At 35.1% G+C, this 26,255-nt stretch carries 24 protein-coding genes and 1 pseudogene; 22 read left to right on the top strand and 3 right to left on the bottom strand.

Annotated elements, in window-relative coordinates:
* Nucleotides 1-48 precede the first annotated feature (48 nt).
* Nucleotides 49-1,095: an LCP family protein gene (locus BR44_RS05975; RefSeq protein WP_051912564.1), complete on the bottom strand. Its 1,047-nt coding sequence runs from the start codon at nucleotides 1,093-1,095 to the stop codon at nucleotides 49-51.
* Nucleotides 1,096-1,231: 136 nt separating this feature from the next.
* On the opposite strand from BR44_RS05975, the gene BR44_RS05970 reads away from it, so the two are divergent.
* Nucleotides 1,232-2,311, top strand: a complete 1,080-nt coding sequence (locus BR44_RS05970) for a glycosyltransferase family 4 protein (RefSeq protein WP_034553020.1) — start codon at nucleotides 1,232-1,234, stop codon at nucleotides 2,309-2,311.
* A 50-nt stretch (nucleotides 2,312-2,361) separates the two neighbouring features.
* On the opposite strand, the gene BR44_RS05965 is transcribed toward BR44_RS05970, so the two are convergent.
* Together BR44_RS05965 and BR44_RS05960 are read right to left on the bottom strand one after the other, a co-directional pair.
* Nucleotides 2,362-3,411 carry an LCP family protein gene (locus BR44_RS05965; RefSeq protein WP_034551237.1) on the bottom strand — a complete coding sequence of 350 codons (1,050 nt, stop codon included), beginning with the start codon at nucleotides 3,409-3,411 and terminating at the stop codon, nucleotides 2,362-2,364.
* Between the two features lie 105 nt (nucleotides 3,412-3,516).
* Nucleotides 3,517-4,167, bottom strand: a complete 651-nt coding sequence (locus BR44_RS05960) for a YigZ family protein (RefSeq protein ID WP_034551235.1) — start codon at nucleotides 4,165-4,167, stop codon at nucleotides 3,517-3,519.
* Nucleotides 4,168-4,460: 293 nt separating this feature from the next.
* On the opposite strand from BR44_RS05960, the gene BR44_RS05955 reads away from it, so the two are divergent.
* The 21 genes and pseudogenes from BR44_RS05955 (at nucleotide 4,461) to phoU (ending at nucleotide 26,153) form a co-directional block, all read left to right on the top strand.
* Entirely contained in the window at nucleotides 4,461-5,345 is an 885-nt protein-coding gene (locus BR44_RS05955) for a DegV family protein (protein ID WP_051912720.1), read from the top strand.
* 60 nt (nucleotides 5,346-5,405) lie between these two features.
* Nucleotides 5,406-6,752, top strand: a complete 1,347-nt coding sequence (locus tag BR44_RS05950; protein WP_034551232.1) for an ATP-dependent helicase ComFA — start codon at nucleotides 5,406-5,408, stop codon at nucleotides 6,750-6,752.
* Nucleotides 6,746-7,447 (top strand): ComF family protein, encoded by a 702-nt coding sequence (locus BR44_RS05945; RefSeq protein WP_245592929.1) that lies wholly within the window; start codon nucleotides 6,746-6,748, stop codon nucleotides 7,445-7,447. Before BR44_RS05950 ends, BR44_RS05945 begins: the two co-directional genes overlap by 7 nt.
* A 134-nt stretch (nucleotides 7,448-7,581) precedes the next feature.
* Nucleotides 7,582-8,136, top strand: coding sequence for a ribosome hibernation-promoting factor, HPF/YfiA family (gene hpf / locus BR44_RS05940; protein ID WP_034551229.1), 555 nt, complete (start codon nucleotides 7,582-7,584; stop codon nucleotides 8,134-8,136).
* Between the two features lie 337 nt (nucleotides 8,137-8,473).
* On the top strand, nucleotides 8,474-10,999 hold the full coding sequence (gene secA, locus BR44_RS05935) for a preprotein translocase subunit SecA (RefSeq protein WP_034551227.1): 2,526 nt from the start codon (nucleotides 8,474-8,476) through the stop codon (nucleotides 10,997-10,999).
* An 84-nt stretch (nucleotides 11,000-11,083) separates the two neighbouring features.
* Nucleotides 11,084-12,194, top strand: a protein-coding gene (gene prfB, locus BR44_RS05930; protein WP_211249865.1) for a peptide chain release factor 2 whose coding sequence is annotated in 2 segments (ribosomal slippage) — nucleotides 11,084-11,143 and nucleotides 11,145-12,194 — 1,110 coding nt in all. Because the reading frame shifts where the segments join, the coding sequence is not laid out codon by codon here.
* Nucleotides 12,195-12,609: 415 nt separating this feature from the next.
* Complete coding sequence (ftsE, locus tag BR44_RS05925) at nucleotides 12,610-13,296, top strand: cell division ATP-binding protein FtsE (RefSeq protein WP_034551226.1); 687 nt, start codon at nucleotides 12,610-12,612, stop codon at nucleotides 13,294-13,296.
* Complete coding sequence (ftsX, locus tag BR44_RS05920) at nucleotides 13,286-14,173, top strand: permease-like cell division protein FtsX (RefSeq protein ID WP_034551223.1); 888 nt, start codon at nucleotides 13,286-13,288, stop codon at nucleotides 14,171-14,173. The genes ftsE and ftsX overlap by 11 nt, the downstream gene beginning before the upstream one ends.
* A 38-nt stretch (nucleotides 14,174-14,211) precedes the next feature.
* Nucleotides 14,212-15,396 (top strand): C40 family peptidase, encoded by a 1,185-nt coding sequence (locus BR44_RS05915; protein ID WP_034551220.1) that lies wholly within the window; start codon nucleotides 14,212-14,214, stop codon nucleotides 15,394-15,396.
* A gap of 303 nt (nucleotides 15,397-15,699) precedes the next feature.
* Complete coding sequence (locus BR44_RS05910) at nucleotides 15,700-16,887, top strand: PDZ domain-containing protein (protein ID WP_034553010.1); 1,188 nt, start codon at nucleotides 15,700-15,702, stop codon at nucleotides 16,885-16,887.
* 42 nt (nucleotides 16,888-16,929) lie between these two features.
* A complete protein-coding gene (locus BR44_RS05905; RefSeq protein ID WP_034551216.1) occupies nucleotides 16,930-17,649 on the top strand; it encodes a response regulator transcription factor in 720 nt (239 codons plus the stop codon).
* A complete protein-coding gene (gene pnpS / locus BR44_RS05900; RefSeq protein ID WP_034551213.1) occupies nucleotides 17,646-19,424 on the top strand; it encodes a two-component system histidine kinase PnpS in 1,779 nt (592 codons plus the stop codon). The genes BR44_RS05905 and pnpS overlap by 4 nt, the downstream gene beginning before the upstream one ends.
* A 390-nt stretch (nucleotides 19,425-19,814) precedes the next feature.
* Nucleotides 19,815-19,979 carry an ATP-binding cassette domain-containing protein gene (locus tag BR44_RS11500; RefSeq protein WP_156954902.1) on the top strand — a complete coding sequence of 55 codons (165 nt, stop codon included), beginning with the start codon at nucleotides 19,815-19,817 and terminating at the stop codon, nucleotides 19,977-19,979.
* Between the two features lie 93 nt (nucleotides 19,980-20,072).
* The gene (locus BR44_RS11115) at nucleotides 20,073-20,276 is read left to right on the top strand and encodes an ATP-binding cassette domain-containing protein (protein ID WP_084676103.1); all 204 of its coding nucleotides are present in this window, start codon (nucleotides 20,073-20,075) and stop codon (nucleotides 20,274-20,276) included.
* A 65-nt stretch (nucleotides 20,277-20,341) separates the two neighbouring features.
* Nucleotides 20,342-20,788, top strand: a pseudogene (locus tag BR44_RS12170) (PhoU domain-containing protein).
* 224 nt (nucleotides 20,789-21,012) lie between these two features.
* A complete protein-coding gene (locus tag BR44_RS05890) occupies nucleotides 21,013-21,903 on the top strand; it encodes a phosphate ABC transporter substrate-binding protein PstS family protein (protein WP_034551210.1) in 891 nt (296 codons plus the stop codon).
* 85 nt (nucleotides 21,904-21,988) lie between these two features.
* Nucleotides 21,989-22,909, top strand: coding sequence for a phosphate ABC transporter permease subunit PstC (gene pstC / locus BR44_RS05885; protein ID WP_034551208.1), 921 nt, complete (start codon nucleotides 21,989-21,991; stop codon nucleotides 22,907-22,909).
* Between the two features lies 1 nt (nucleotide 22,910).
* Nucleotides 22,911-23,795, top strand: coding sequence for a phosphate ABC transporter permease PstA (gene pstA, locus BR44_RS05880; RefSeq protein WP_034551206.1), 885 nt, complete (start codon nucleotides 22,911-22,913; stop codon nucleotides 23,793-23,795).
* A gap of 40 nt (nucleotides 23,796-23,835) precedes the next feature.
* The gene (gene pstB / locus BR44_RS05875) at nucleotides 23,836-24,642 is read left to right on the top strand and encodes a phosphate ABC transporter ATP-binding protein PstB (RefSeq protein ID WP_034551204.1); all 807 of its coding nucleotides are present in this window, start codon (nucleotides 23,836-23,838) and stop codon (nucleotides 24,640-24,642) included.
* A gap of 11 nt (nucleotides 24,643-24,653) precedes the next feature.
* A complete protein-coding gene (pstB, locus tag BR44_RS05870) occupies nucleotides 24,654-25,418 on the top strand; it encodes a phosphate ABC transporter ATP-binding protein PstB (RefSeq protein WP_034551203.1) in 765 nt (254 codons plus the stop codon).
* 48 nt (nucleotides 25,419-25,466) lie between these two features.
* Nucleotides 25,467-26,153 carry a phosphate signaling complex protein PhoU gene (gene phoU, locus BR44_RS05865; RefSeq protein ID WP_034551201.1) on the top strand — a complete coding sequence of 229 codons (687 nt, stop codon included), beginning with the start codon at nucleotides 25,467-25,469 and terminating at the stop codon, nucleotides 26,151-26,153.
* The last annotated feature ends 102 nt before the right edge of the window (nucleotides 26,154-26,255 follow it).

The following is a 26,255-nucleotide window of genomic DNA, read 5'->3' as shown; positions in this document are numbered from 1 at the left end:
CGGTCAACAGAAATTGTTGATCGGCTTTCTTATTATTAAACGAGATAATTAAGGAAGATAATCTGAACTAGAAATCAAGTTATCTGAACTAGAATCTAAATCAGACGAATCATTTTGATTGTTCTGATTTAAATTTAAGTGTTCTCTAAGTTCTTGTTTTAACTGAAAGAGTTTAGTTTCATCTGGCTTCCAAACAAATACATCTTGTCCGTAGGAAGGAAAGTATTCATAGGCTTCCTCACCTTCCAGTTGCAAGGTTTCGATGTTACTTGCAGCATTGGTGTAATTCGTTGCAATAGCCCATAAATCACGACTATTAAAGTTTGTCTTCACATTCGGTCCAACAGCTTTAAAAATTTTACTAAAGTTTGTCAGACTTTTAATCGAAATCGTTTCGTCAATAATCTCGGTCACAACTTCACGTTGGCGTTCTTGTCTTCCCCAATCGCCTGCTGGATCATCGTAGCGCATTCTTGCATAGCCTAAAGCTTGATCACCGTCTAGTTTCTGGATGCCTTTATCGATATGAATTTCTCCTTCAGTATCGTTGATATCTTGAACATCAAACTCTAGAGGTGAATCAATTGTGATACCTCCTAAAGCATTAACTAAAACAACAAGTCCTTGCATATTAATTTGAGCATAATAATGGATAGGGATTTGTAAGAGGTTCTCAACTGTTTCAACAGTCAATGGAATCCCGCCATAAGCATAACTAGCATTGATTTTGTCAATTTTACCACTTGGTAAAGTGACACGTGTATCGCGTGGGATAGAAAGCAAACGAACATCTTCAGTTTCTGGGTTAATGGTAGCAACCATGATAGAATCAGCACGGCCTGTGTCGCCTGGACGTTTATCAACACCAAGAAGTAAAACAGAGAAGGGATCTTTGTTGGTTAAAACAATATTTTCATCGGCATTCATAGACGTTTCAGGTAAATCATTTCCTTGGATGGAATTTAAAAAGTCATTGGCTGAAAGAAAAAGATACGTTACATAAACGGAACCGGCTAAAATAAGAATGGCTAAGATAATTAAGATAGTATAAATTTTTTTCTTTTTCTTTTGTTCTTTTGATTGCTCTGAGCGCATGATTTTTCTCCTATATCTATAATGTTTTCTATTAGTGTAGTGGATTAACTGTTATAATGCAATTGTATTATCTAGATTAACTTTGTATAATTAAATCTAAATAGGAATTAAAGGTAGGTTTTTTTGTATGTATGATATGTTTATCGTTATCGTTACTTGTGTAGCGACTGCCATTTTTTCTTTGATATTAACACCTTTTGTCAGGAAGTTCGCATTAAAAATCAGAGCAGTTGATGAACCAGGTGAAAGAAGAATAAATCTAAAAGAAGTCCCAACTTTAGGCGGACTAGCTGTTTATCTATCTTTCTTCTTTGCTCTGTTCTTTATACTACCGATACCCTTTTGGCAAGTTATGCCAACTTTTTTAGGGGCCACAGTGGTATTAGCGACAGGTATAATGGATGATTTGATAGAAATAACTCCAAAAATGAAAATAATCGGCATTACTTTGGCCGCATTGATTATTTATTTTGTTGCTGATATCAAAATAGATATCATAACGTTACCTTTTATTGGATCATGGTCGATGGGGATTTTTAGTTTACCGGTTACGATTCTCTGGATTCTAGCGATTACAAATGCGGTTAATTTGATTGATGGATTAGATGGTCTTGCAACGGGTGTGTCTATGATTGCTTTAACAACAATGGGGATTATTGGTTATTTTTTCTTAACGGTCGAAAATGCCGTCGTATCTATTATGATTTTCGTCTTAGTAGGCGCTTTAGCTGGATTTTTACCCTATAATTTTTATCCCGCACGAATCTTTCTTGGAGATACAGGTGCATTATTTATAGGATTTATGATTGCCGTAATGTCTTTACAAGGATTGAAAAATGCAACGCTGATTACGTTGATTATTCCTATTGTTATTTTAGGAATTCCTATCACAGATACTGTCTATGCTATAATCAGGCGATATCTAAACAAGAAACCTATTTCGAGTGCAGATAAGATGCATCTGCATCACCAATTGATGGGATTAGGCTTAACACATCGTCAAACCGTTTTGGCCATCTACTGCTTAGCAGCTATCTTTTCGGTCATCGCCCTGATATATCCAGTATCAACTCTATGGGGATCTGTTTTCTTAACAATCGGTTCACTATTTGGTTTGGAGTTGTTTGTGGAGTCTATTGGATTGGTTGGAAAAGACAGTAAACCATTCCTAAATAGAATGAGGAAATTTGCAAAGAATCTCAATAAAAAAGAATAAAAAAACACCGAATTCTCCTATAAAAAGAGAGTTTGGTGTTTTTTGCAGGATTAGTTGCTGCCGGAATAATTTGATAAGCCATTTGTTTGGAAAGTGTAGTCTAGTTCGTCCCGGTTATCAACAGAATCTAAACCTAAGGATACTCGTAAGCGATGGCTAATAAAATCTAAACTATCAGGATAAAGTTCTACCATACTTGCACCGTTCGAAGTGAAATCGGTCCAATCGAAGACATAGTTCTCAAATTTATATTTTCCATCAAGTCCTGTCTGAGCAATACCAAGCATATCATTAAAACGAATATCAGTACGCATGTTTTTACCTACAGACGTAATAGCATCAGAATATTTTGTGATGGAACCAACTTTTAAAGCTTTATCAGTAATAGCTTGGATGAGTAATTGCTGTCTTTCACCACGTTTAACATCGTTGTCGATCTTTCTGGTTCTTGCCAACGCTAGAGCTTCTTCACCATTAAGTGTTTGCAATCCTTTTTCAAGATGGATTTTATCTAGTGTTCCTTCAGCATTTTGTTCAGAGAAAGTAATCGGAACATCTACTTCAATCCCATCTAAGGCATCAATGATTTCTAGGAAAGCATCAAAGTTAAATGTCATATAATAATGAATCGGAACGTCTAGAAGATTTTCTACTGATTCTATGGTAGCTTGTTCTTCCCCTTTAGAATATGCAGCATTAATTTTATCTTTTTCGTAGGTTTGTTCTTGGTAGATAATATCTGTGTAAGTATCGCGAGGGATACTGACCATATTGACGACGTGTTTATTTGGGTCAATGGTCATATAGATTAAAGAATCGGTTCTAGCACTACCTAAATTTCGGCTCTCAGTATCATCAATGCCCATCAATAGAATAGAAGTGGTCTCGTCTAACGGATTAACTTTTATGTCATTTTCCCGTTGCAGAGTATGATAAGATGAATCAACAGCTTTTTGAGCCGTTGCATATAATTTAGCAGAATAGACAGCAGCTGCTAAGATGAGCAACATAAGCGGCAACAAAAGCCAAAAAACAAGCTTAGATTTTTTTTTTCTATTAGAACGACTTGTACTCAAGTGTGTGTTTTTTTTATTTTTCAAAATAATTCTCCTATAATCTCTAGAGTAAGTTGTTAAAAAAAGTTCTTATTCATTTTATCACAACAAAAAGAATTCTAACAGTTTCTTTAAAAATATATGATTTTCTTAAGGATTGCTTCGGTTTAACCGTTTTGATTCTTGGTAACTCATCTTTCCTTCTTCAAATTCGACTTGTCCGTTCAACCAATTGGTCAATTCTTTTTTAAAGTCATCTACTTTTTCTTCATCGACTGAACAAATAAATGTAACTTGATGTGTATAGAGAATATCTACAAGGGTATAGGGTGATTCTTTAAGGTTGTTTTCTAATTTTCCAGAAGCAGAGTAACTAACTGTCACAGAAATTTGAACTTGTAGATTTCTTGAAACAATACCAATTTCTTCTAAAGCCAGGCTGACTGACTTTCCGTAAGCACGAATAAGTCCACCAGCTCCTAATTTAGTTCCGCCAAAATAACGTGTAACCACGGCGAGAATATATTTAACCTCTTGTTTTTTTAAGACTTCAAGCATGGGTACCCCAGCTGTTCCACTAGGCTCTCCATCATCATAAGCACGTTGAACGTCATTATAGTCTCCAATTAAATAGGCTACACAGTTATGGGTGGCTTTCCAGTGTTCTTTTTTTATCATTTGTATGTATTCTTGTGCTTCAGCTTCGCTAGACACTCTTTTCAGGTGGCAGATAAAGCGAGATTTTTTTACTTCAGTTTCAACGACGCCGTCTCTTGCGATAGTGTAATAGTGTTTAATCATGGTAGTGTCTCCTTTTTTAAATAATTCATTTTACTACTTTTTATAACGACTAGCGAATTAGATTTATCCCTTATTCCATTTTAGTTTACCGTGAGTAATAGGAATCAACAAGAGTTAACAGTTGTGTATGATTCAGTATAAGACAACGAATGGTTATGAAAACTAGTCATTGTGAACGATCACTTAAATTTTACTTTTTATTCTTCAGACCACTTAGATTGTGTTATACTCTGTAATTGTATAGAAGAGATAAATCAAAAGAGATAAAAATGAAAAAGGCGAGTGGTGTGAAATTGAAAATTGCAATAGTTACAGATAGTACGTCTTATCTGACTGAAAAACAGTATGAACAACATTCAATTTATAAATTACCACTTTCAGTCGTAGTAGACAATACTGCATACGTAGAAGAAGTAGATATTGGGAATGAAGAATTTTTTAAAAAAATAAATAGCATGGAGGCTTTGCCAACCAGTTCCCAACCGACAACTGGGCAAATCATTACGTTGTTTGATGAGCTCGCAAAAGACTACGATGCCATTATAAGTATTCACTTGTCAAGCGGAATTAGCGGGACCTATGATAATGTCGTTAGTGTAGCTACCATGATGGGGAATATCGCAATCTATCCTTTTGATTCCGAACTAAGTTGTGCTGCGCAAGGCTATTACGCTTTAGAAGCTGCACGATTAGCTGAAAACGGCTGTACTGTAGAAGAAATTTTCCAAGTGTTTTCTAATATGCGTAAAACAATGAAAGCTTATTTTTTAGTAGATGATTTAAACCATTTAGTACGAGGTGGAAGACTTTCTAATGGTTCAGCACTAATTGGTTCATTGCTAAAAATTAAACCGATCTTGTTTTTTGAGAATAAGCAAATTGTCGTATTTGAAAAAATTAGAACAACAAAAAAAGCGTTGAAGCGAATTGAACAACTTTTGACAGAAGATTTATCAGTCGGCTATCCAATTGTGGCAACGATCATTCAATGCAATGCAGAAGAACAAGCAGCAATCTGGGGAAAACAGTTGAAAGAGAATTATCCAACAGTGAGATTTGAAACGAGTTATTTTGGTCCTGTCATCGGAACACATTTAGGTGAGGGAGCATTAGGGATGACTTGGGTAGAAGACCAAACTAAAATAGAAACAGTTTTGATAAAAAAACAAAGCAGATAAGGCGGCTTTGTTTTTTTTTTGCGTACGTTTATTTTGTAGGTAGAAAGGGGCATAGCATTTATGCTGGAAATAAGCGGACGGGAAGTTTTGATACAAGAACTAACGGAGCCTTTAGTGAAAAATGAGGGCCTCACTCAAGTAGAAGGATTTAAAGAAGTGAATGGTCAACTTCAATGTAGCCGATGCGGGACAAGTGATCGTAAGAAAAGACAGGTTGCCCCTTGTACCTGTGGACAAGATTGTTACTACTGCATTAATTGTTTGCAGATGGGTAAAATTAAGAGATGCAGTACATTATATACGGCCAAAGAACAAAACCAATTTACTTCTTTAACAGCGCCTATACTAACTTGGAAGGGTGAGCTATCAAAGCAGCAAAAAGAAGCATCAATGGCTATCATAGAGACTATTCATTTAGGTGGAGAACGGTTAATTTGGGCTGTAGCTGGTGCAGGTAAAACAGAAATGATTTTTAAGGGAATAGAGCTAGCCTTGCAAGCTAAAAAAAGAGTGTGCATTGCTTCTCCGCGAGTAGATGTTTGTTTAGAACTAGCCCCGCGTTTGAAGAGTGCTTTTCAGAGTGTTCCGCTAGCTATTTTATATGGCGGATCGGATGAACCTTATCGATATACTCAATTAGTTATTGCTACAACTCATCAATTATTGAGATTCAAGCAAGCTTTTGATGTACTGATTATTGATGAGATAGATGCCTTTCCTTTTGATATAGATCGTTCTTTGCAGTATGCTGCTAAAAAAGCTAAAAAAGAAAAGGGTTCGCTTATTTTTCTATCTGCTACACCCAGTAAAGATATGCAACGTGCTATCCAGCAAAAAAAATTAGCTGTAACCATGCTTCCTGCAAGATATCATGGGTATCCCCTGCCTGAACCGCAATTAATATGGAGTGGAGATTGGCAAAAAAAAATCAATCGACAAAAAGCAACTGGAGTTTTTTTCGCTTACCTAAAAAAGATGTTAAAGCAAAAAAGAAGATTTCTTGTTTTTTTGCCAAATATTGTCTTAATGCAAAAGCTAGCAGTACAAATAAAAATACGATTTCCTGAAACTCTTTTTACGACTGTTTATGCAGAAGATCCTCAAAGAAAAGAAAAAATTATACAGATGCGCCAAGAAAAATATGACTTTCTTCTCACAACTACTATTTTAGAAAGAGGCGTGACATTTAAGAATATTGATGTGTTCGTTTTAGGAGCAGAAGATAGAACGTTTACTGAATCTGTTTTAGTCCAAATTGCTGGACGGGCAGGAAGGCATAAAGATTTTCCAAATGGAGCAGTTTTATTTTTCTATTATGGCCAGACACGAGCACTAAAAGGAGCCGTGCGTCAAATAAAAAAAATGAATCGCTTAGCAACGGAAAGGGGATTAGTTAAGAAATGCTGACTTGCTTATGTTGTGGTAAACAAGAAACGGAAAAACTACTTTTAAGAGATGTATTGCTTTTCAAAAAGCTAACGTCTGGTAACCGTTGTCAGTCTTGTAATTTGAAATTGATGAAATTAGCTGATGAATTTACTTGTCTTGGTTGTTGTCGGATAATGTCTAAGCAAAATGAATGGTGTTCAGATTGTATAAAGTGGAAACAAGAATATCCTGATTATATTTTTAAGCATACCGCTCTTTTTCAATACAATTTATTTTTAAGAGAATGGCTAGAAAATTTTAAATACAAAGGCGATTATCGTTTAGCACAATTATTTGATCAAGATATTGCTAACTATTTTAATACTAAAAATCAAAAAAATAAACAGTGTATCCCAATACCCATTAGCCAAACGAGTATGAAGTTACGAGGATTTAATCAAGTAGAAGAACTAATGAAATCTGCTGGAGTTCAGTTTCAGCCAGCTCTGGTTCATATAGGAGCAGGAGAAAAACAATCAAGTAAAAATCGAAAAGGACGGATAGAGTCAAAACAGCCGTTTATTCTAGATAAGAACTTCTGTAGTCAACTAAAAAATCAACAAATTATTTTAATGGATGACGTCTATACTACTGGAAGAACAATGTTTCATGCAGCTGAATTACTACAACAAGCAAATGTTGCAACAATTGAAACGTTCTCAATCGCTAGATAAAAGAAAAATATAAATTATTTTGTTTGTTAATTAAAGCGCTATCCTATATAATTGAATTAAGCAAACCACCAGTTGAGTGGTCCGACTGGTGTTGCTGATTCTGATACACAATCAGATGAAAGGGGAGAGTGTTTATGTTTAAATATAATGTCCGTGGTGAAAATATCGAGGTAACCGCAGCAATTCGTAGTTATGTCGAGAAAAAAGTAGGCAAAATTGAACGTTACTTTACAGATGTGCCTGAATCTACAGCACATGTTAACCTAAAAACGTATTCAGATAAAACTGCGAAAGTGGAGGTAACAATCCCGCTTCCTTATCTTGTTTTACGTGCGGAAGAAACCTCACCTGATTTATATGGAAGTGTAGATCTAGTCGTTGATAAACTAGAAAGACAAATGCGTAAATACAAAACCAAGATTAACCGTAAGTCACGTGAAAAAGGTTTTGATATGCGAGTCCCAGCTGGAGAGTTACTAGACGAAAATCTTGAAGATGAGCTTGAAAATGATATTGAAATCGTTAGAACAAAACGTTTATCACTTAAACCAATGGATAGTGAAGAAGCTGTTTTACAAATGAATATGTTAGGTCACAACTTCTTTATCTTTGAAGATGCTGAAACCAACGGATCCAGCATTGTTTATACTCGTAAAGATGGAAAATATGGTTTAATCGAAACAGACTAACAGTGGAATCAATTTGTAATAATCCAATAAATCTTGCAAGAAACTTTTTTAAGTTTCTTGCAAGATTTATTTTTACTTATGCTAAATAATATAAGTTACATAAAGAAAGTTTAATAGATAGTAATTGGCTTTTTATTTATCAGATAAGTCCCGATGAGAGATGCGTTTTGAATATAAAAAGGTTTCATTTGTGAATAAGTAATGATAGAATTAATAAGAATGTTGACAAAAGCTAAAATCAAAGTTTAAACCTATTAAATAGAATAGAAAAAAGATGAGATCAAAAAACAAAAATAAAAATAAATTAGAAAAAAGTAGTAAAAGAGGAGAAAAGTAAATGGCAAATTTTTTGCGTAATTTAGTTGAAAACGATAAAAAAGAACTTAAGAGTTTAAGTAAAGTGGCAGATCAGATTGAAACCTTTGCTGATCAGATTTCCGCATTGTCTGACGAAGAGTTAAAAGCTAAAACACCAGAATTTCAACAAAGTTATCAGAATGGTAAAACATTAGATGACTTATTACCTGAGGCTTTTGCAGTTGTCCGTGAAGCCGCAAAGCGTGTGCTTGGGTTGTATCCTTACCATGTTCAATTGATGGGGGGGGTTACGTTGCACCGTGGAAATATTCCTGAAATGAAAACAGGGGAAGGTAAAACCTTAACCGCTACAATGCCGGTTTATCTAAACGCTTTAACAGGCGAAGGTGCACATGTTGTAACCGTCAATGAGTATCTGGCTAGCCGGGATGCTGTTGAAATGGGAGAATTATACCAATGGTTAGGCTTAACTGTGGGATTAAATTTAAATTCAAAATCAGCTGAAGAAAAACGTGAAGCTTATCTGGCTGATGTTATGTATAGCACCAATAATGAAATGGGTTTTGACTATTTAAGAGATAACATGGTTGTTTACAAAGAACAGATGGTACAAAGACCATTAAACTATGCCATTGTCGATGAAGTGGATTCTATTTTAATTGATGAAGCGAGAACACCTTTAATTATCTCAGGACAAGCTGAAAAATCTACTACTCTTTATACACGTTCAGATTTTTTTGTAAAAGGATTGAAAGAAGAAGAAGACTACACAATCGATGTCCAATCAAAAACGGTTGTTCTTACTGAAGTAGGAATGGAGAAAGCTGAAAAAACTTTCCGTGTAGAGAACTTATACGATGTGGAAAACCAAGCGTTAACGCATCATTTGGATCAAGCTTTGCGTGCTAATTTCATCATGTTATTTGATATCGATTATGTTGTGCAAGATGACAAAGTCATGATTGTTGATCAATTTACTGGACGTATTATGGAAGGACGCCGCTACTCAGATGGGTTGCACCAAGCTATTGAAGCAAAAGAAGGCGTAACGATTCAAAATGAATCAAAAACAATGGCAAACATCACGTTTCAGAACTTTTTTAGAATGTACAAAAAATTGGCTGGAATGACCGGAACAGCTAAAACAGAAGAAGAAGAGTTCCGTGAGATTTACAATATTAGTGTGGTAGCTATTCCAACGAATAAACCTTTGATCCGTGATGATCGTCCGGACTTGTTGTATCCTTCTTTGATTAGTAAGTTTGAAGCAGTTGTTGAAGAAATCAAGGAGCGACATGCTACTGGGCAACCTATTTTAGTCGGGACAGTTGCTGTTGAAACATCAGAATTATTATCGGGTTTGTTGAAACAAGCGAAGATTAAACATGAAGTATTAAACGCTAAAAATCATTTTAAAGAAGCTGAAATCATAACAAATGCCGGACAAAAAGGTTCCATCACAATTGCAACCAACATGGCAGGACGTGGAACAGATATTAAATTAGGCGCAGGAGTTATTGAGGTTGGCGGTCTTTGTGTCATTGGGACAGAACGTCATGAGTCAAGACGTATTGACAACCAGTTGCGTGGACGTGCAGGACGTCAAGGAGATCCAGGTGTAACACAATTTTATCTTTCTCTAGAAGATGACCTGATGAGACGATTTGGCTCAGAAAGAATCCAAGCCGTTCTTGAACGTTTGAAAGTACAAGATGAAGATGCAGTAATCCAAAGCAAAATGATCTCACGTCAAGTTGAATCAGCCCAAAAACGTGTTGAAGGAAATAACTATGACACGCGTAAAAATGTCTTGCAATATGATGACGTCATGCGTGAACAACGCGAAATTATGTACAAACAAAGATTAGAAGTTATTATGGAACAAGAATCTTTGAAAAAAGTAACGATTCCCATGATGGAACGTGCCATTAATCGTATGGTTCAATTGCACACACAAGGACTTAAAGAAGAATGGAGTCTCCAAAGTATTTTAGATTTTGCACATGCTACAGTTGTTCATCCAGATGATTTGAGTTTAGCTGATTTAGAGAACAAATCTACAGTTGAAATTCAGACAACCTTATTAGATGCAGCGAAAGAAATTTATGCTGAAAAAGAACAACAATTGAACGGAACAGAGCAAGTATTAGAATTTGAAAAAGTCGTTATCTTACGCGTAGTAGATAGCAAATGGACAGACCACATTGATACAATGGATCAATTGCGTCAAGGTATTGGTTTAGTAGCGTATGGTCAATCGAATCCGTTAGTTGAGTACCAAACAGAAGGATTCAGATTGTTTGAAGAAATGATAGCTGCTATCGACTATGATGTCACTAGATTATTAATGAAGTCTCAAATTCGGCAAAATTTACAAAGAGAACAAGTAGCCAAAGGCACGACAGCTCGTTCAGCTGGTGATGGTGAAGTTGTGAAAGAAGCAAAAAAAAAGCCAGTAACCGTTGATGGAACAAAAGTAGGACGCAACGACCCCTGTCCATGTGGCAGTGGTAAAAAATACAAAAACTGTCACGGAAAAGTTTAAACTAAAAGTTAAAAAAGAAAAACACGATTTGATTAGCAAATCGTGTTTTTCTCACTAAATAATTTTTAATAAGGGGTAATAAAAATGGAAATAAGCGAAATTAGAAATAAAGTAGAAGCAGCAAAGGAAAAAATTGCAGGCTTCAGGAGGTCTCTTTGACTTAGAAAATATGGAACAAAATATTGCTGGATTTGATCACAAAATGACAGAACCTACTTTTTGGGATAATGCGCAAAAAGCGCAAGCTTTAATTAATGAAGCGAACGTTATGAAAGAAACCTATACAAGTTTTAAGCAATTAGAAGAAAAGCAAGAAGAATTAGAGCTCATGCTTGAAATGGTCAAAGAAGAAAAAGACCCAGATTTAGAAGAAGAATTAGAAAAAGAAAGTACAGATTTCTTTAAGACGCTTGAGCAATATGAATTAGATATGCTTTTAAGCGAACCGTACGATAAAAATAATGCGATACTTGAATTACATCCTGGAGCTGGGGGAACAGAATCACAAGACTGGGGTAGCATGTTGCTACGTATGTATACCCGGTGGGCTGATAAAAGAGGGTTTAAAGTTGACACTCTTGATTATCAAGCTGGAGATGAAGCAGGAATAAAAAGTGTGACTTTATTGATTAAAGGACACAATGCCTATGGTTACCTGAAAGCTGAAAAAGGTGTTCATCGTCTAGTTCGTATCTCACCATTCGATTCAGCCGGAAGAAGACATACTTCTTTTGTCTCTATTGATGTTATCCCGGAATTAGAAGGAGATATAGATATTGAAATCAACTCAGATGATTTGAGAGTAGATACTTATCGCGCGAGTGGAGCTGGCGGACAGCACATTAATAAAACAGATTCTGCCATTCGGATTACACATATTCCAACTGGAATTGTTGTAGCAAGCCAAGCTCAACGCTCACAAATGAAAAACCGAGATCAAGCTATGGGGATGTTAAAAGCTAAATTGCATCAACTAGATATTGAAAAGAAAGAAAAGGAAATGGCTGAAATCAGGGGAGAACAAAAGGAAATAGGTTGGGGATCTCAAATTAGATCTTATGTTTTCCATCCATATACGATGGTCAAAGATCATCGGACAAACCACGAAACAGGTAACATTACGAATGTAATGGATGGAGACATTGATTCTTTCATTCAAGCCTATTTAAGAAGTACGTTAGCACCAGATAATTAAGATTAGATGAGCTCTGTCAAATTTCTGTCAATTATTATCCATTGACAGATTTTTTTTTTTGTAAATAAAAAAAATGAATGATATCTAAACCCAAATATAACTGAATAAATAAAAAATATAGATGTTTCTATCCCTATTTATTGTTATAAATGATAATTAAGTGGTAAATGAGAATGATTAATACAATTTGCATCTAAATAATACACTTCATTACAGTAATGTGACGCAATGAAATGTATTTGTAAACAAACTACAACAGACATTGTTTTTTTGAGTGCTATAATGAGTAAGCATTAAATGACGGAAAGTCGTTCATAATCTCTATACCGTATATAAATAGTCCCTTATCCAAAAACAGTAATTGAAAACAAAAAACAAACTCAAATAAGAAAATTAAAAAAAGTTAGGTGATATGATGATTGAAATGCTAAATGTCTACAAAAAGTATCCCAATGGTATTACTGCAGTTAATGGATTAACCGTTCGCATTGAACAAGGTGAATTTGTTTATGTTGTTGGCCCGAGTGGAGCTGGTAAGTCAACGTTTATAAAAATGATGTACCGTGAAGAAAGAGCAACGAAAGGTACAATCAAAGTTGGAGAATTTGATTTAGTAACTATGAAGGATAAAGATATTCCCTATTTGAGACGACATGTTGGTGTAGTTTTCCAAGACTTTAAATTATTACCAAGAATGACTGTCTATGAAAACATTGCGTACGCAATGGAAGTAGTTGAGAAAAGTCCTAAAGTAATCAAAAAACGTGTTTTAGAAGTGTTGGAGTTAGTTGGCTTGAAACATAAAATTAAAATGTTCCCAACTGAATTATCTGGTGGAGAACAACAACGGATAGCAATTGCTAGAGCAATCGCTAATATGCCGCGTGTATTGATTGCCGACGAACCGACTGGAAACTTGGATCCTGATACCTCAATGGAAATCATGGCAATTCTAGAAGAAATCAATAATCAAGGAACAACCGTTATTATGGCAACTCATAATAGCCAAATCGTAAATGTCGTTAAACACCGTGTACTTGCGGTTGAGAATGGACGCATTGTCCGAGACCAATTGGAAGGAGACTACGGATATGAAATTTAGAACAATAAAAAGACACATCGTTGAAAGTTTGAAAAGTCTGAAAAGAAACGGCTGGATGTCTCTTGCAGCGGTCAGTGCAGTAGCAGTAACCTTGCTATTGGTTGGATCATTTGTGGCTATGCTGATGAATGTGAATAAATTAGCAACTGATATCGAGAATGATGTGAGCGTTCGAGTTTATATTGATTTAGCTGCTGATGAAAAAGAGCAAAAAAAATTAGAAACTGAACTAACAGCTTTAGATAATGTAGATACAGTTGAGTTTTCTAGTAGAGAAAGTGAACTGAAACAAGTGGTTGGAAGTTATGGTAACGAATTTAACCTCTTCCAAGGCGATGACAATCCACTATATGACGTATTTATTGTAAATACCGCTTCGCCTGAAAATACTGCGGCAGTTGCAGAAAAATCTGAAACACTAGAGCATGTAGCTAAAGTGAATTACGGTGGGGCAACAGCAGATAACTTGTTCAAGACTATGAATACGGTTAGGAATGTAGGAGTAGTCATCATTGGTGCTTTAGTTTTGACGGCAGTTTTCTTAATTTCTAATACCATTCGAATTACGATTATGTCTCGTAAAACAGAGATTGAAATTATGAAGTTAGTTGGAGCAACAAACTGGTTTATCAGATGGCCATTTTTAATTGAAGGAGCATTAATTGGTTTTATTGGATCAGTTATTCCAGTAGCCTTTATCACTTTCCTTTATGTAACCATTTATGATATTGGAACAACTTATTTATCAGGAACGTACTTTGCATTACTGACACCTATCCCGTTCTTATATCAAATCGGCGGCGCAATGTTGGCTGTAGGAATAGTAATTGGAGCTATAGGGTCATCCATTTCAATCAGAAGATTTTTAAAAGTGTAATCAAAAATAGCATTTAGGAAAAACGGAGGACAAAAAAATTGAATAAGAAGCTAATAACTCTTTTCTTAACGGCGACAATAGGTGCCACAACTTATCTAGCACCATTATCAGCCAAAGCAGAGGTTGGGAATAACATTAACGCGACAAATGAAAATATCACAAAATTTGAGAGTGAAAAAAAAGCTGTAACAAATGAATTAGCAGATATCACAAATCATATCTCTAAAAATGAAGCAAATGCTGCTTTGTTGATGGCTGAGATGAGCACTACTCAAAAAACATTAAAAGAGTTAAGCCAACAAATAGAGGGTTTAAATGCAGCTATTACTGAACGAGAAGAAAAGTTAGCCGAACAAGCTCGTACAGTTCAAGTAAATGGTTACACTCAAAATTATGTTGATTTTTTATTAGAATCTGAATCTTTTTCAGATGTTCTAGGTCGCGCAGATGTTGTATCTAAATTAGTTTCCGCTAATCAAGACTTAGTTAAACAACAAGCTGAAGATAAAGCTTTAGTTACAGAGAAAAAAACTGAAAATGAAGAAAATCTAAAAAGCCAAACGGTCTTAGCTGCTAAATTGGAGGCTGCTAAAACAGATTTAATGCAACAACAATTAGAAAAAGAGGCTGTTGTAGCAACTATTGCAGCTGAAAAATCGTCAGTTGAAAAGGAAAAAACACAGCTACTAGCAACGAAAGAAAATGCTGAAAAAGCAGCAAGAGAGCTTGCGGAAGCTAAAAATGCTAGAGTTGTAAATACGAGCACTACATCAGAAAAAGCTACAGCAGAAAAAATAGTAGCAACCACTCAAAAGAAACCTAAAGTAGCAACAGCCGTATCTCTTCCAATTTCAGGAGGTTCTTGGGGAAGTGTTCAAGGAGCAGCCTTTGGAGTTCAAGGGACACCCTATTTGTATGGTGGAGTAACCACTGCAGGTTTCGATTGCTCAGGTTTCACTCAATATGCATTTAGTGCAGCTGGAGTTAGCTTGCCACGTACTGCAAGTGCACAATACTCTGCATCAACAAAAGTTTCTCAATCTGAAGCAAAACCTGGTGACTTAGTATTCTTTAACCAAACAGGAAGTATTGATCATGTTGGTATTTACTTAGGAAATGGTAGTTTTATTGGAGCACAAACTTCTTCAGGTGTAGCAGTAGCACAAATTAACCAATATTATTGGGGACAATACGTAGTTGGATATGGACGAGTAAATGAATAGTTGTTTTCTTCCTTTCTAACGAAACAAATAAAAAATCTTCGTACCTAAATGCGATTTAAAAAGCTGAGGAAAACCACTAATAAGTGTTTTTATCTCAGTTTTTTTATTTTTATTAACATTATTTTTTAATAACTTGAAAATAAAGCACATTTCTATTTTACATTTACCCCTAAAATAGGTACGCTATAAGAAAGCAAACCTTATCTAGTTCATTTTTTGAAATAGCAGAATTTAATTCTTCAAATTAGAAATAATTAATTAAATAAAAATGAACTAACTGAAGCTGAGAGGATGAAAATGTATATGCAACTGATACTAAACTTTTTGATAGCGGTACTAGTATTCTTTATTCAACCGGTATTTTTAATAGGATTGATTTTAGCAATTAGTACAAGTTATAAAAGAATAAAGAATGAAAGGTCAAATCACCGGGTAGCAATCTATAAAGAACTGTTTGAATTAAAACAGTTTTTGTTATTTGGTTTGATTGCGGGATTAATTGGGTCCGTATTGAGCATTGCAATAGGGATTCCTATCACAATGGATTGGATTATTGTTTATGAAATAGTAGCTATTTTATTGTTACTTATTGGTTATCGTTTTATTAGCCCACTTTTCACTTTTTCTTTAACCACACTTGTTTTACTTGGTGTAAAAGCCCTTGGAATTGAATTTTCTTTCAGTTTTTTGCCTAAAGGATGGTATCAACCTTTAGAACAACTACAATGGGTTAATTCTAATTTAGTAACAAATATACTTTTGATAACAGTATTCTTATTAGGTATGTCACTACTCGTTATTAAAAAAGAATCACCCAAAAAGTTAACACCTTGGTTCTTAAAAACGAAACGTGGCAAAAAGATAGCGCGTTATCAAATTAAACCTTTTTGGGTTATTCCGTTATTAGTCGTTATTCCCGGTGAAAGTTTTGGAGCATTTTTTGATTGGTGGCCTGTATTTGCACTTGGAAATCAGAACTATTCTTTTTTCTTATTGCCAGTACTAGTAGGGATGCGCATAACAGTTCATACACAGCTGCCTAAGGAAGCCGTGCGTGTGTTAGTTAAAGATTTTGTTGTATTAACAATCTTAACAAGTCTAGCTGCCGTTGGCTCTATATGGAGTATTTATGCAGGGCTTGCAGGATTAATCCTATTACCTGTAGGTGGAATGATTATTTTGTACCGTCATCGTCGTCGTGAAAATAATTGGACGTTTTTATTTGGAGCAGCAAATGAAGGAATGAAAGTTATTGCAGTTCGCCCGGATACACCAGCTGAAAAAATGGGTGTGATTGTAGGAGATACCTTAATTTCATGTAATAATCAAGAATTAGAAACGGAAGATGACTTTTACCAAGCCTTATCGAAGAACAGTGTTTATTGTCATTTGAAAATAAAAGGTCCAGATGGAGAGTTGAGATTAACTGAGACTGCGCTTTATGCAGATTCACCACATGAAATCGGGATAGTGCTACTTTCAAATAAATAAAAAAGAATATAAGAAGTTGAAATTATCAGATGGAGGAAAGCTATGAAAAAAGTTTTAATTGTTGATGATGAACAATCGATATTGACTCTACTAACTTTTAATTTAGAAAAAGAAGGGTATCAAGTACAGACAGCATTAGACGGACTAGCAGGCTATTCATTAGCTCTAGCTAACAAGTATGATTTTATTATTTTGGATTTGATGATGCCTTTAATGAACGGTATGGAAGTTTGCAAAAAGTTGCGCCAAGAGAAGATTGATACACCCATTATGATTTTAACGGCTAAAGATGATGAATTAGACAAGATTATAGGGCTAGAACTAGGTGCAGATGATTATATGACTAAACCGTTTAGTCCACGAGAAGTTTTAGCTAGAATGAAAGCTATCATGAGGCGCATTCAACCTCAGTTGGCGGCTAAAGAAAAGATAGAAAAAAAAGAAGACAATAGTGAGAAACTAACAATTGGAGAGATTTGCATATTCCCTAGTCAATATAAAGTGACGGTTCGCAAAGAACCTATTGAGTTGACTCCAAAAGAGTTCGAACTTTTATTGTATATGTCGAAACGAATAAATCGTGTTTTAAGTCGTGAACAATTATTAAACGCGATATGGAATTTCGATTATATAGGAGAAACTAGAATTGTAGATGCTCATATCAGTCATATCAGAGAAAAAATTGAAACCGATACTAAAAATCCAGTTTATATTCGTACAGTAAGAGGTTTTGGATACAAGTTTGAGGCTCCGAAACTATGAAAAAGATGCAAACTCAAGTTTTGACTATTTTTATGGCATTGTTCATTATTTTTGGAGGATGTGTGGTTTTTTTTTCAACTCGATTAATGCAAAACTATGCAACTGAGAGTCAACAAGAAGATTTAATAGGACAGTCTAAACTAGTTTTAAGTAACTTTAATGGTGTAGTAGAAGATAGACTTGCTTTTCCTGATTTGAAAAAACAAGCATTGAAAGTAAAAGAATATACCAATCAACGAATTACGTTGATTGATTTAAAAGGTGTAGTTATTTATGATTCTGCAATAGATGATGATACATCGTTAGAAAATCATCGTAACCGTGAAGAGATACAAGCAATAATAAAGGGAGAACCCCAAGGAACAGCTACTAGAATAAGTGAAACGACCAAAAAAACACTTTATTATGTTGCGCAGCCAATAATAGATCAGTCCGGGCAGTTGATAGGTGTCCTTCGTTTAGCTAAGCCATTAGCAGAAATGAACCAATTAAATGGGCAAATTCTGCAGTCTATTTTGACATTTAGCATTTTAGCATTGTTATTGACAGCAGGCATTACTTTTTTAACTGCAAAATATATTGCTAAACCCATCGAAGAAGTTATGAACGTAGCAAGGAAATTATCTAGTAATCAGTATGAAGCACGTTTTAGAGGGAATGGCTACGGCGAAGTAAATAAACTTGGTCAAACTATCAATGAGTTAGCTGAGAGTTTAGAAAATCAAATGCAAGAAATCACTCAAAACAAAGAGCGGATCAATGAGTTGATTAATCATCTAGTGATTGGTGTTATGCAGTTGGATGAAGAGGGCAACATTCAAATAGTTAATCCTGCAATGTGCCAAATTTTTGATATGGACAGTAGCAAATTACTGGGTAAATCGTATGTTGAGGCTACAAAGAGTTATGGTTTAAGTCATTTAATTGAAAAAACTTATCGTAAAAAAGAAATTCAAAATAAAGAAATTTATTTTTATTTTCCTGCTGAGCGAATAGTCGATGCCAACATTGTCCCCATAGCTGGAAAGACTAAAGATGATATGAATTTAATTGTTTTATTATATGATATTACAGAAATCCGGCGTTTAGAAAAAGTCCGAACGGATTTTGTTACCAATGCTTCCCATGAGTTAAGAACTCCAGTAACAGCCTTAAAGGGTTTTTCAGAAACCTTGCTAGATGGAGCTATGGAAGATAAGGTAATATTGAAACAATTTTTAGAAATTATGTTAGAAGAAAGTACACGATTAGATCTACTGGTAAATGATATCTTGGAATTATCTAAACTAGAGCAGAGGCAAGTTCCACTTGCCTCTGAAAAAGTAGTTGTTAAAGATGCAGTCTTATCCACATTTAAATTAGTAAAACAAAAAGCTGAGCAAAAAAAAATTACAATGAATTTAATCGAAGAAGAGGATGTTGAAATTGAGGGTGATAAAGATCGCTTGAAACAGATTCTAGCAAACTTAATTGATAATGCTGTTATTTATACAAAATCTGGTGGAACGATAAATGTCACACTCAAAAAAACAAAAGATCAGGCGATTGTTATGATTAGTGATAATGGGATGGGTATCCCTGATGACGAAATAAATCGTATTTTTGAACGTTTTTACCGAGTAGATAAAGGCAGAAGTCGTAATTCAGGTGGGACTGGATTAGGCTTATCCATTGTAAAATACTTGGTTGAAAACTTTAATGGTACAATTACGGTAAGGAGTAAAGTTGGTTTAGGAACAACCTTTACAGTAACGTTTCCGCTGCGTCATCTATAACAGTAGTAGAGAGCCTAGGGAAAAGTGAACCCTCACTTTTCCCTAGGCTCTCTTTTTGTGTTTGCACCTTTTCAATTGCACTGCAAAGGGTTGCATGAACATTACACAAAGATAGAATAGAATTAATAGATATGCTTTATCATAAGAAATTTAAGCAAGGTGAGGAAGTCCAACACTATAAAAAAAGGATGGAATAATATGTCTAAAAAAATACTATTGACGAGTTAACAATGGAGCAAGTTAAAAATATTTTTACAGGCGAAGCGACCATTTGAAAAAAATGAGCGAACTAATTTATTCTTAATGTTAAAGAACATAAAATAGTGGAATAAAAGAACCATACTCGAATGGAAATGTGAAAAATCAACATTGCTTAATAGTCTAATTAAAATGAATGATGTGACTGAAGGTTTTGCAATAAGTGGAGAAATAAAAAAGGATGATGAGGGTATTTATGCCAAAGAATCTGATGTCATTTTTTTACGCAAACGATTAGGGATGGTTTTTCAAAAGCTTAACCCTTTTCCTATGGGTATTTCCGATAATATAGCATAGGGACCGAGAACTCAAGGTGTCAAAAACAAACAATAGTTAAATGGAATTGTTGGAAAAAACTCACGGTAGTGGCTATCTGGGAAGGAGTCAAAGATAATTTTAAAAAAGACATCCTCTTTGTCTGGAGTGCAAAAACAACGTACTTGTATCGCTCGTGCTTTCGCTGTAGATTCTGAATGGTTATTGATGGATGAACTGATGAGTGCATTAAATCCAATATTCACAGCAAAGATTGAAGAACTGGTAATAGGACTAAAAAAAGATTATACCCATATTAGGGTAACGCATAACATGTAGCAAGCCTCACGTGTATCAGATAAGTTTGAAGAAGAATCAAGCTGAAGATATCATCATTTTTCAAAATGGGAATGATGGTCAATGAAGCGAGGTACAAATCGGTTAAATCTTTTATCACCCATGATAAAGTGCTAGCATAAGAACTTATCAATTATGATTATCAAATTAATGAAGTAGAATTAGCATTTAAAAAGAAAGACTTTGAATCAATCTCTTTACAATAACCTTTAACCAGTCATTTACGAAGGATTGTAACGGTTATGAAAGTATGTGTTGACTTGGAATAGATGGGGAATTATGCTGGTAGCATTGCGAAGTCTACTATTCACGTAAAAGGCACACAATGCATCCCTCAAATTGAAACGAAAGTAGACCTAGACAGAGGGATAGATTTAATAGGTTATTTTTTAGCCTCTAGGTGTTTAGAACGAATCCGAAATTATGTGATTAATAGTCGTGAATGGATTCGCTATCTTGAAAACAGCAAAATTGAATTCAAATCATATAATTAAACCGGTTTTTTATTATGAGAAAATCATAAGAAAGTAGAAACTCTATCAAAGGGACTATTTTTTAAAAATAGGCTTACCTTTGCTCTTTAAAGGTAAAAGCGCTAAAATGAAAATAAAAACGAACCTTTATTTACATAAAATTTACAATTAAAGTGGTGAAATTTTACAAAAGTAAGTTATGATTAAGAAGTATGTGGTTGATACAAACACCTAGGAGGTAAATCATGAAATTAAAAACAAACAATAAAATGATGTTAATGTTAGCTTTTGCCTTTTTTTTAACAGCTTGTGGACCAGTAGAAGAAGAAGAGTCAATCACAGCAGTAGGGTCTTCTGCATTGCAACCACTGGTTGAAGTAGCTGGTGAACAATATGGATCTGAAAATTTCGGGAAATTTATTAACGTTCAAGGCGGAGGAAGTGGAACAGGGCTAGGACAAATTGCTGCTGATGCTGTAGACATAGGGAATTCAGATATTTTTGCAGAAGAAAAAAGTGGGATAGATGCCTCTAATTTAGTCGATCATAGGGTAGCAGTAGTCGGTATTACCCCAATTGTAACGCCGGGGGTAGGAATAACAGATATTAGTTTAGAAAACCTAGAGAAAATATTTACTGGAGAAATCACAAATTGGCAAGAATTAGGTGGCAAGGATTTAGCTATCACAGTAGTGAATCGCTCTTCAGGAAGTGGAACACGTGCAACTTTTGACCGCTGGGTTCTTACAGGTGGAAAGAAAAGTATCGTTACCCAAGAACAAGAATCTAGCGGTACAGTGAGACAGATTGTTGGAAGTACTCCAGGTGCAATCAGTTATGTAGCCTTTTCATATGTAGATGAGACAGTTAAAGCATTATCGATAGATGGAGTAAAACCAACAGATGAGAATGTTAAAAAAAATAAATGGATTATTTGGTCTTATGAGCACATGTATACACATGGAGAACCAACAGGATTAACAAAAGATTTTTTAGATTACATGCTATCCGATGAGGTGCAAGACTCTTTAGTTGGAGCCCTTGGATACATTCCAACTAATAAAATGCAATTCGAACGAGATGCAAAAGGAAATACAACGGAAGTTCTTAAAGAGGATAAAAAAGAATCTGAATAATACCATTAGTTGAGGAGAGAGCAATTTTTTTACGAAAATGTTCTCTTCATAAGCGATTAAAGAAAGAATACGAGGAGGACTTCTTTTGGAAGACATTCAAAAAAAACTAGCAGAGCATTCTGGTAAAGGCAGACTTGAGAAGATAGGGAAAATAATTAGTTTTTTGTGTATTGCATTTATTGTTTTTGTAGTCCTGTCTATTTTATATTTTGTAGCAAGTAAAGGGATTTCTACCTTTACTAAAGACGGGGTCTCATTGGGAGATTTTCTAACCGGAAGGGTTTGGAATCCTGGGAGCCTTGGAGAAGATGGGGAACCATTGATAGGGGCATTACCTATGATTACGGGTTCTTTTATTGTTACTTTATTATCCGCGGCAGTTGCTACTCCTTTTGCGGTTGGAGCGGCTATTTTTATGACTGAGATTTCACCCACTGTTGGGAAAAAAATCTTGCAGCCAGTTATTGAATTATTAGTTGGAATACCTTCTGTTGTTTATGGATTTATTGGATTATCAGTGGTTGTTCCATTTATGCGTAATACGTTTGGTGGAAGTGGATTTGGAGTGATTTCTGCAGCAATAGTGTTGTTTGTCATGATTTTACCAACAGTTACGAGTATGTCAGTTGATACATTAAAAGCAGTTCCCCGTTATTATCGGGAAGCATCATTAGCTTTGGGAGCAACCAGATGGCAAACGATTTATAAAGTTGTTTTAAGAAGCGCAACTCCAGGATTGCTGACTGCTGTCGTTTTTGGAATGGCCCGTGCTTTTGGAGAAGCTTTAGCCGTTCAAATGGTTATCGGAAATGCGGCATTAATGCCGACAAGTTTAATTACACCAGCTTCAACTTTGACAAGTATTTTAACCATGAACATGGGGAATACAGTCATGGGAACTCTTGAAAATAATGTTCTTTGGTCATTGGCTCTAATTTTATTGGTGATGGCTTTATTCTTTAATATTTTAACACGTTGGATTGGAAAGAAAGGGGCTATGAATTAAAATGAATGCCAAAAAAGCAGATAAAATTGCCGTCGGTTTTTTGTACGGAATAGCTTCGATTATTGTATTGATTTTGTTTAGTTTATTAGCTTTCATTCTTTGGCGTGGTGTTCCGCAAATTTCTTGGGAATTTTTAACAACACCATCTAAATCTTTTCAGTCAGGCGGCGGAATCGGCATTCAGTTATATAATTCATTTTATTTACTTATCTTAACTATGTTGATTAGTACGCCTATTTCTTTAGGAGCGGCTATTTACTTATCAGAATATGCAAAAAAAAATATAGTGACTGATTTTGTGCGAACGATTATTGAAGTTTTGAGTTCGTTACCGTCAATTGTTGTTGGGCTATTCGGTTTCTTAATATTTGTTTTACAATGGGGATTAGGTTTTTCTATTCTTTCTGGTGCGATGGCATTGACTTTATTTAATTTGCCTCTATTGACAAGAACAATTGAAGATTCACTTAGAGCAATACCATCAATACAACGTGAAGCAGGCCTGGCATTAGGGTTATCACGTTGGGAAACAGTGAATCTAGTTATCCTTCCTGCTGCACTCCCAGGTATATTGACAGGAATGATTTTAGCTGCTGGAAGAATTTTTGGGGAAGCAGCTGCTTTAATTTATACAGCAGGTCAAAGTGCACCTGCATTGGATTTTACAAATTGGAATCCAATGTCTATCTCGAGCCCTTTAAATGTAATGCGTCCAGCCGAAACATTAGCTGTGCACATTTGGAAAATAAATAGTGAAGGTGTCATGCCAGATGGGGCGCAAGTCTCAGCGGGTGCTTCAGCTGTACTAATCATTGCTGTGTTGCTTTTTAATTTAGGAGCTCGTTACTTAGGAAAGAAACTGCAGAAAAAAATTACAGCAGGATAAGTGACAACCAATTATTAAGAATATTCAAGGAGGGGAAAAAATGTCGGAACAAATAAACCTTGAAACAAACATAATTAAAATGAAACCTGACGTACCTGTTGATTTATCTACCAAAGATTTACATGTTTGGTATGGACAAAATGAAGCGATTAAAGGGGTATCATTAGAATTTGAAGAAAATAAAATAACGTCATTGATTGGTCCCAGTGGTTGTGGGAAATCCACTTATTTACGCTCATTAAATCGGATGAATGATGAAATTCAAAGCGCTAGAGTAACGGGAGAAATACTGTATCATGGTAGGGATATCAATACACCTGAAACAGATGTATATGAGATACGTAAAAATATTGGAATGGTTTTTCAACAACCTAATCCTTTCAGTAAATCAATTTATGATAATGTTAGTTTTGCTTTGAAACGGCATGGAGTTAAAGATAAGAATGCACTAGACGAAGCTGTTGAAACAAGCCTGAAACAAGCGGCTTTATGGGAACAAGTAAAAGATGATCTTCATAAAAATGCCTTAACTTTATCAGGTGGACAACAGCAACGGCTATGTATTGCTCGTGCTATTGCTTTAAAACCAGATGTTTTATTGTTGGATGAACCAGCTAGTGCTTTAGATCCAATTTCTACAAGTCAAGTGGAAGAGACGTTGCTGCAACTACGAGAAAAATATTCGATTATCATAGTGACACACAATATGCAGCAAGCATCTCGGATTAGTGACTACACAGCATTTTTTTATTTAGGGAATGTCATTGAATATGATGAAACAAGAAAAGTATTTACGCGTCCCAAAATACAATCGACAGAGGACTATGTGTCAGGTAACTTTGGTTAGGAGAGAATCGGATGAAAAAAGAAAACCATATTATTGAATCTAAAGATGTTCACTTATATTATGGGAAGAAAGAAGCTTTAAAAGGAGTTTCGCTAGATTTTTTTCCCAATGAAATTACTGCATTAATTGGCCCCAGCGGATGTGGCAAATCAACTTATTTAAGAACCTTAAACCGAATGAATGAATTAATTCCGGATGTAACCCTAACAGGGAATGTGACTTTTGAAAATCAAGATATCTACAGTCCCAAGATGGATACGGTGGAGTTAAGAAAAAAAATTGGAATGGTCTTTCAACAACCCAACCCTTTTCCGTTTTCTATTTTTGAAAATGTGGCTTACGGACTTCGAGTTGCAGGAATGAAAGATAAAAAGAAAATAGCAGAAATAGTAGAAACTAGCTTAAGAAAAGCTGCTGTTTGGGAAGATGTTAAAGACAAGTTGTCAAAGAGTGCTTTAGCACTGTCTGGCGGTCAGCAACAACGGGTTTGCATTGCTAGAGTTTTAGCAGTTGAACCAGCTATTATTTTATTAGATGAACCTACGAGTGCGTTAGATCCAGTTTCTAGTGGTAAAATTGAACGGATGTTGTTGGAGTTGAAAAAAGACTATACTATGATAATTGTAACTCATAATATGCAACAAGCTTCACGTATTTCAGATAAAACGGCTTTTTTCTTAAATGGTCACTTGATTGAGCACGGCGAAACAAGACAAATCTTTACAAATCCTCATCAAAAAGAGACAGAAGATTATATCTCTGGACGTTTCGGGTAAAAGTTAGGTATAATAAAAAATAAAATAGGCCAATAGGAGTGATAGTTAGTGAGACGTGTATTTGAAGAAGAACTTAATGACTTGCACATCCATTTTTTCCAAATGGGAAAAGCTGTAAATGAGGCAATATATAAGTCTGTAAAAGCTTTTGTTAATCATGATAAAGGACTAGCTAAGGAAGTTATCGCTGGGGATGTAGTTATCAATAAAGATGAAGCAGATTTAGAAAATAGATGTTTTGAATTGATTGCTTTGCAACAACCGGTGACAACTGATTTACGCAAAATAGTAACCATTATGAAAGCAAGCGCTGATTTAGAAAGAATGGGAGATCATGCAGTTAGTATCGCAAAATCAACTATCCGAGTAAAAGGCAATAAGCGAGACTTTGAAATAGAAGCTCAAATTGCAGAAATGTCTGAAAAAGTTAAAGTGATGGTTCAAGATGTCTTACAAGCTTATGTGGTTTCAGATGCTGCCAAAGCTAAAGAAGTGGCTTTAAAGGATGTCGAAGTAGATGATGATTTCAAGAAAATCTATAAAGCTTGTATTAGACAAATGAAAAATGATTCAGAAATTGTTTTAGGTGCAACAGATTACATGTTAGTTGCTGGATTTATTGAACGGATTGGAGACTATGTCACCAATATCTCTGAATGGATTATCTATTTAGATACAGGCAAAATGACTGAGTTAAACAATCATAATAAAAATGATCGGTCTCCTAAAGCTTAATAATTAAATAGAAACTGTTGCTTAAATTTGTTCTTTTTAGAATAATTTAAGCGGCAGTTTTTTTGATTGTATAACCAGACAGAAAGACATGGGGGAGGAAAG

Origin of the sequence: Carnobacterium funditum DSM 5970 (assembly GCF_000744185.1) — a bacterium.
Classification (GTDB): Bacteria; Bacillota; Bacilli; order Lactobacillales; family Carnobacteriaceae; genus Carnobacterium_A; species Carnobacterium_A funditum.
The sequence above is the reverse complement of the archived record's forward strand: the minus strand, read 5'-3'. Positions and strand labels throughout refer to the sequence as shown.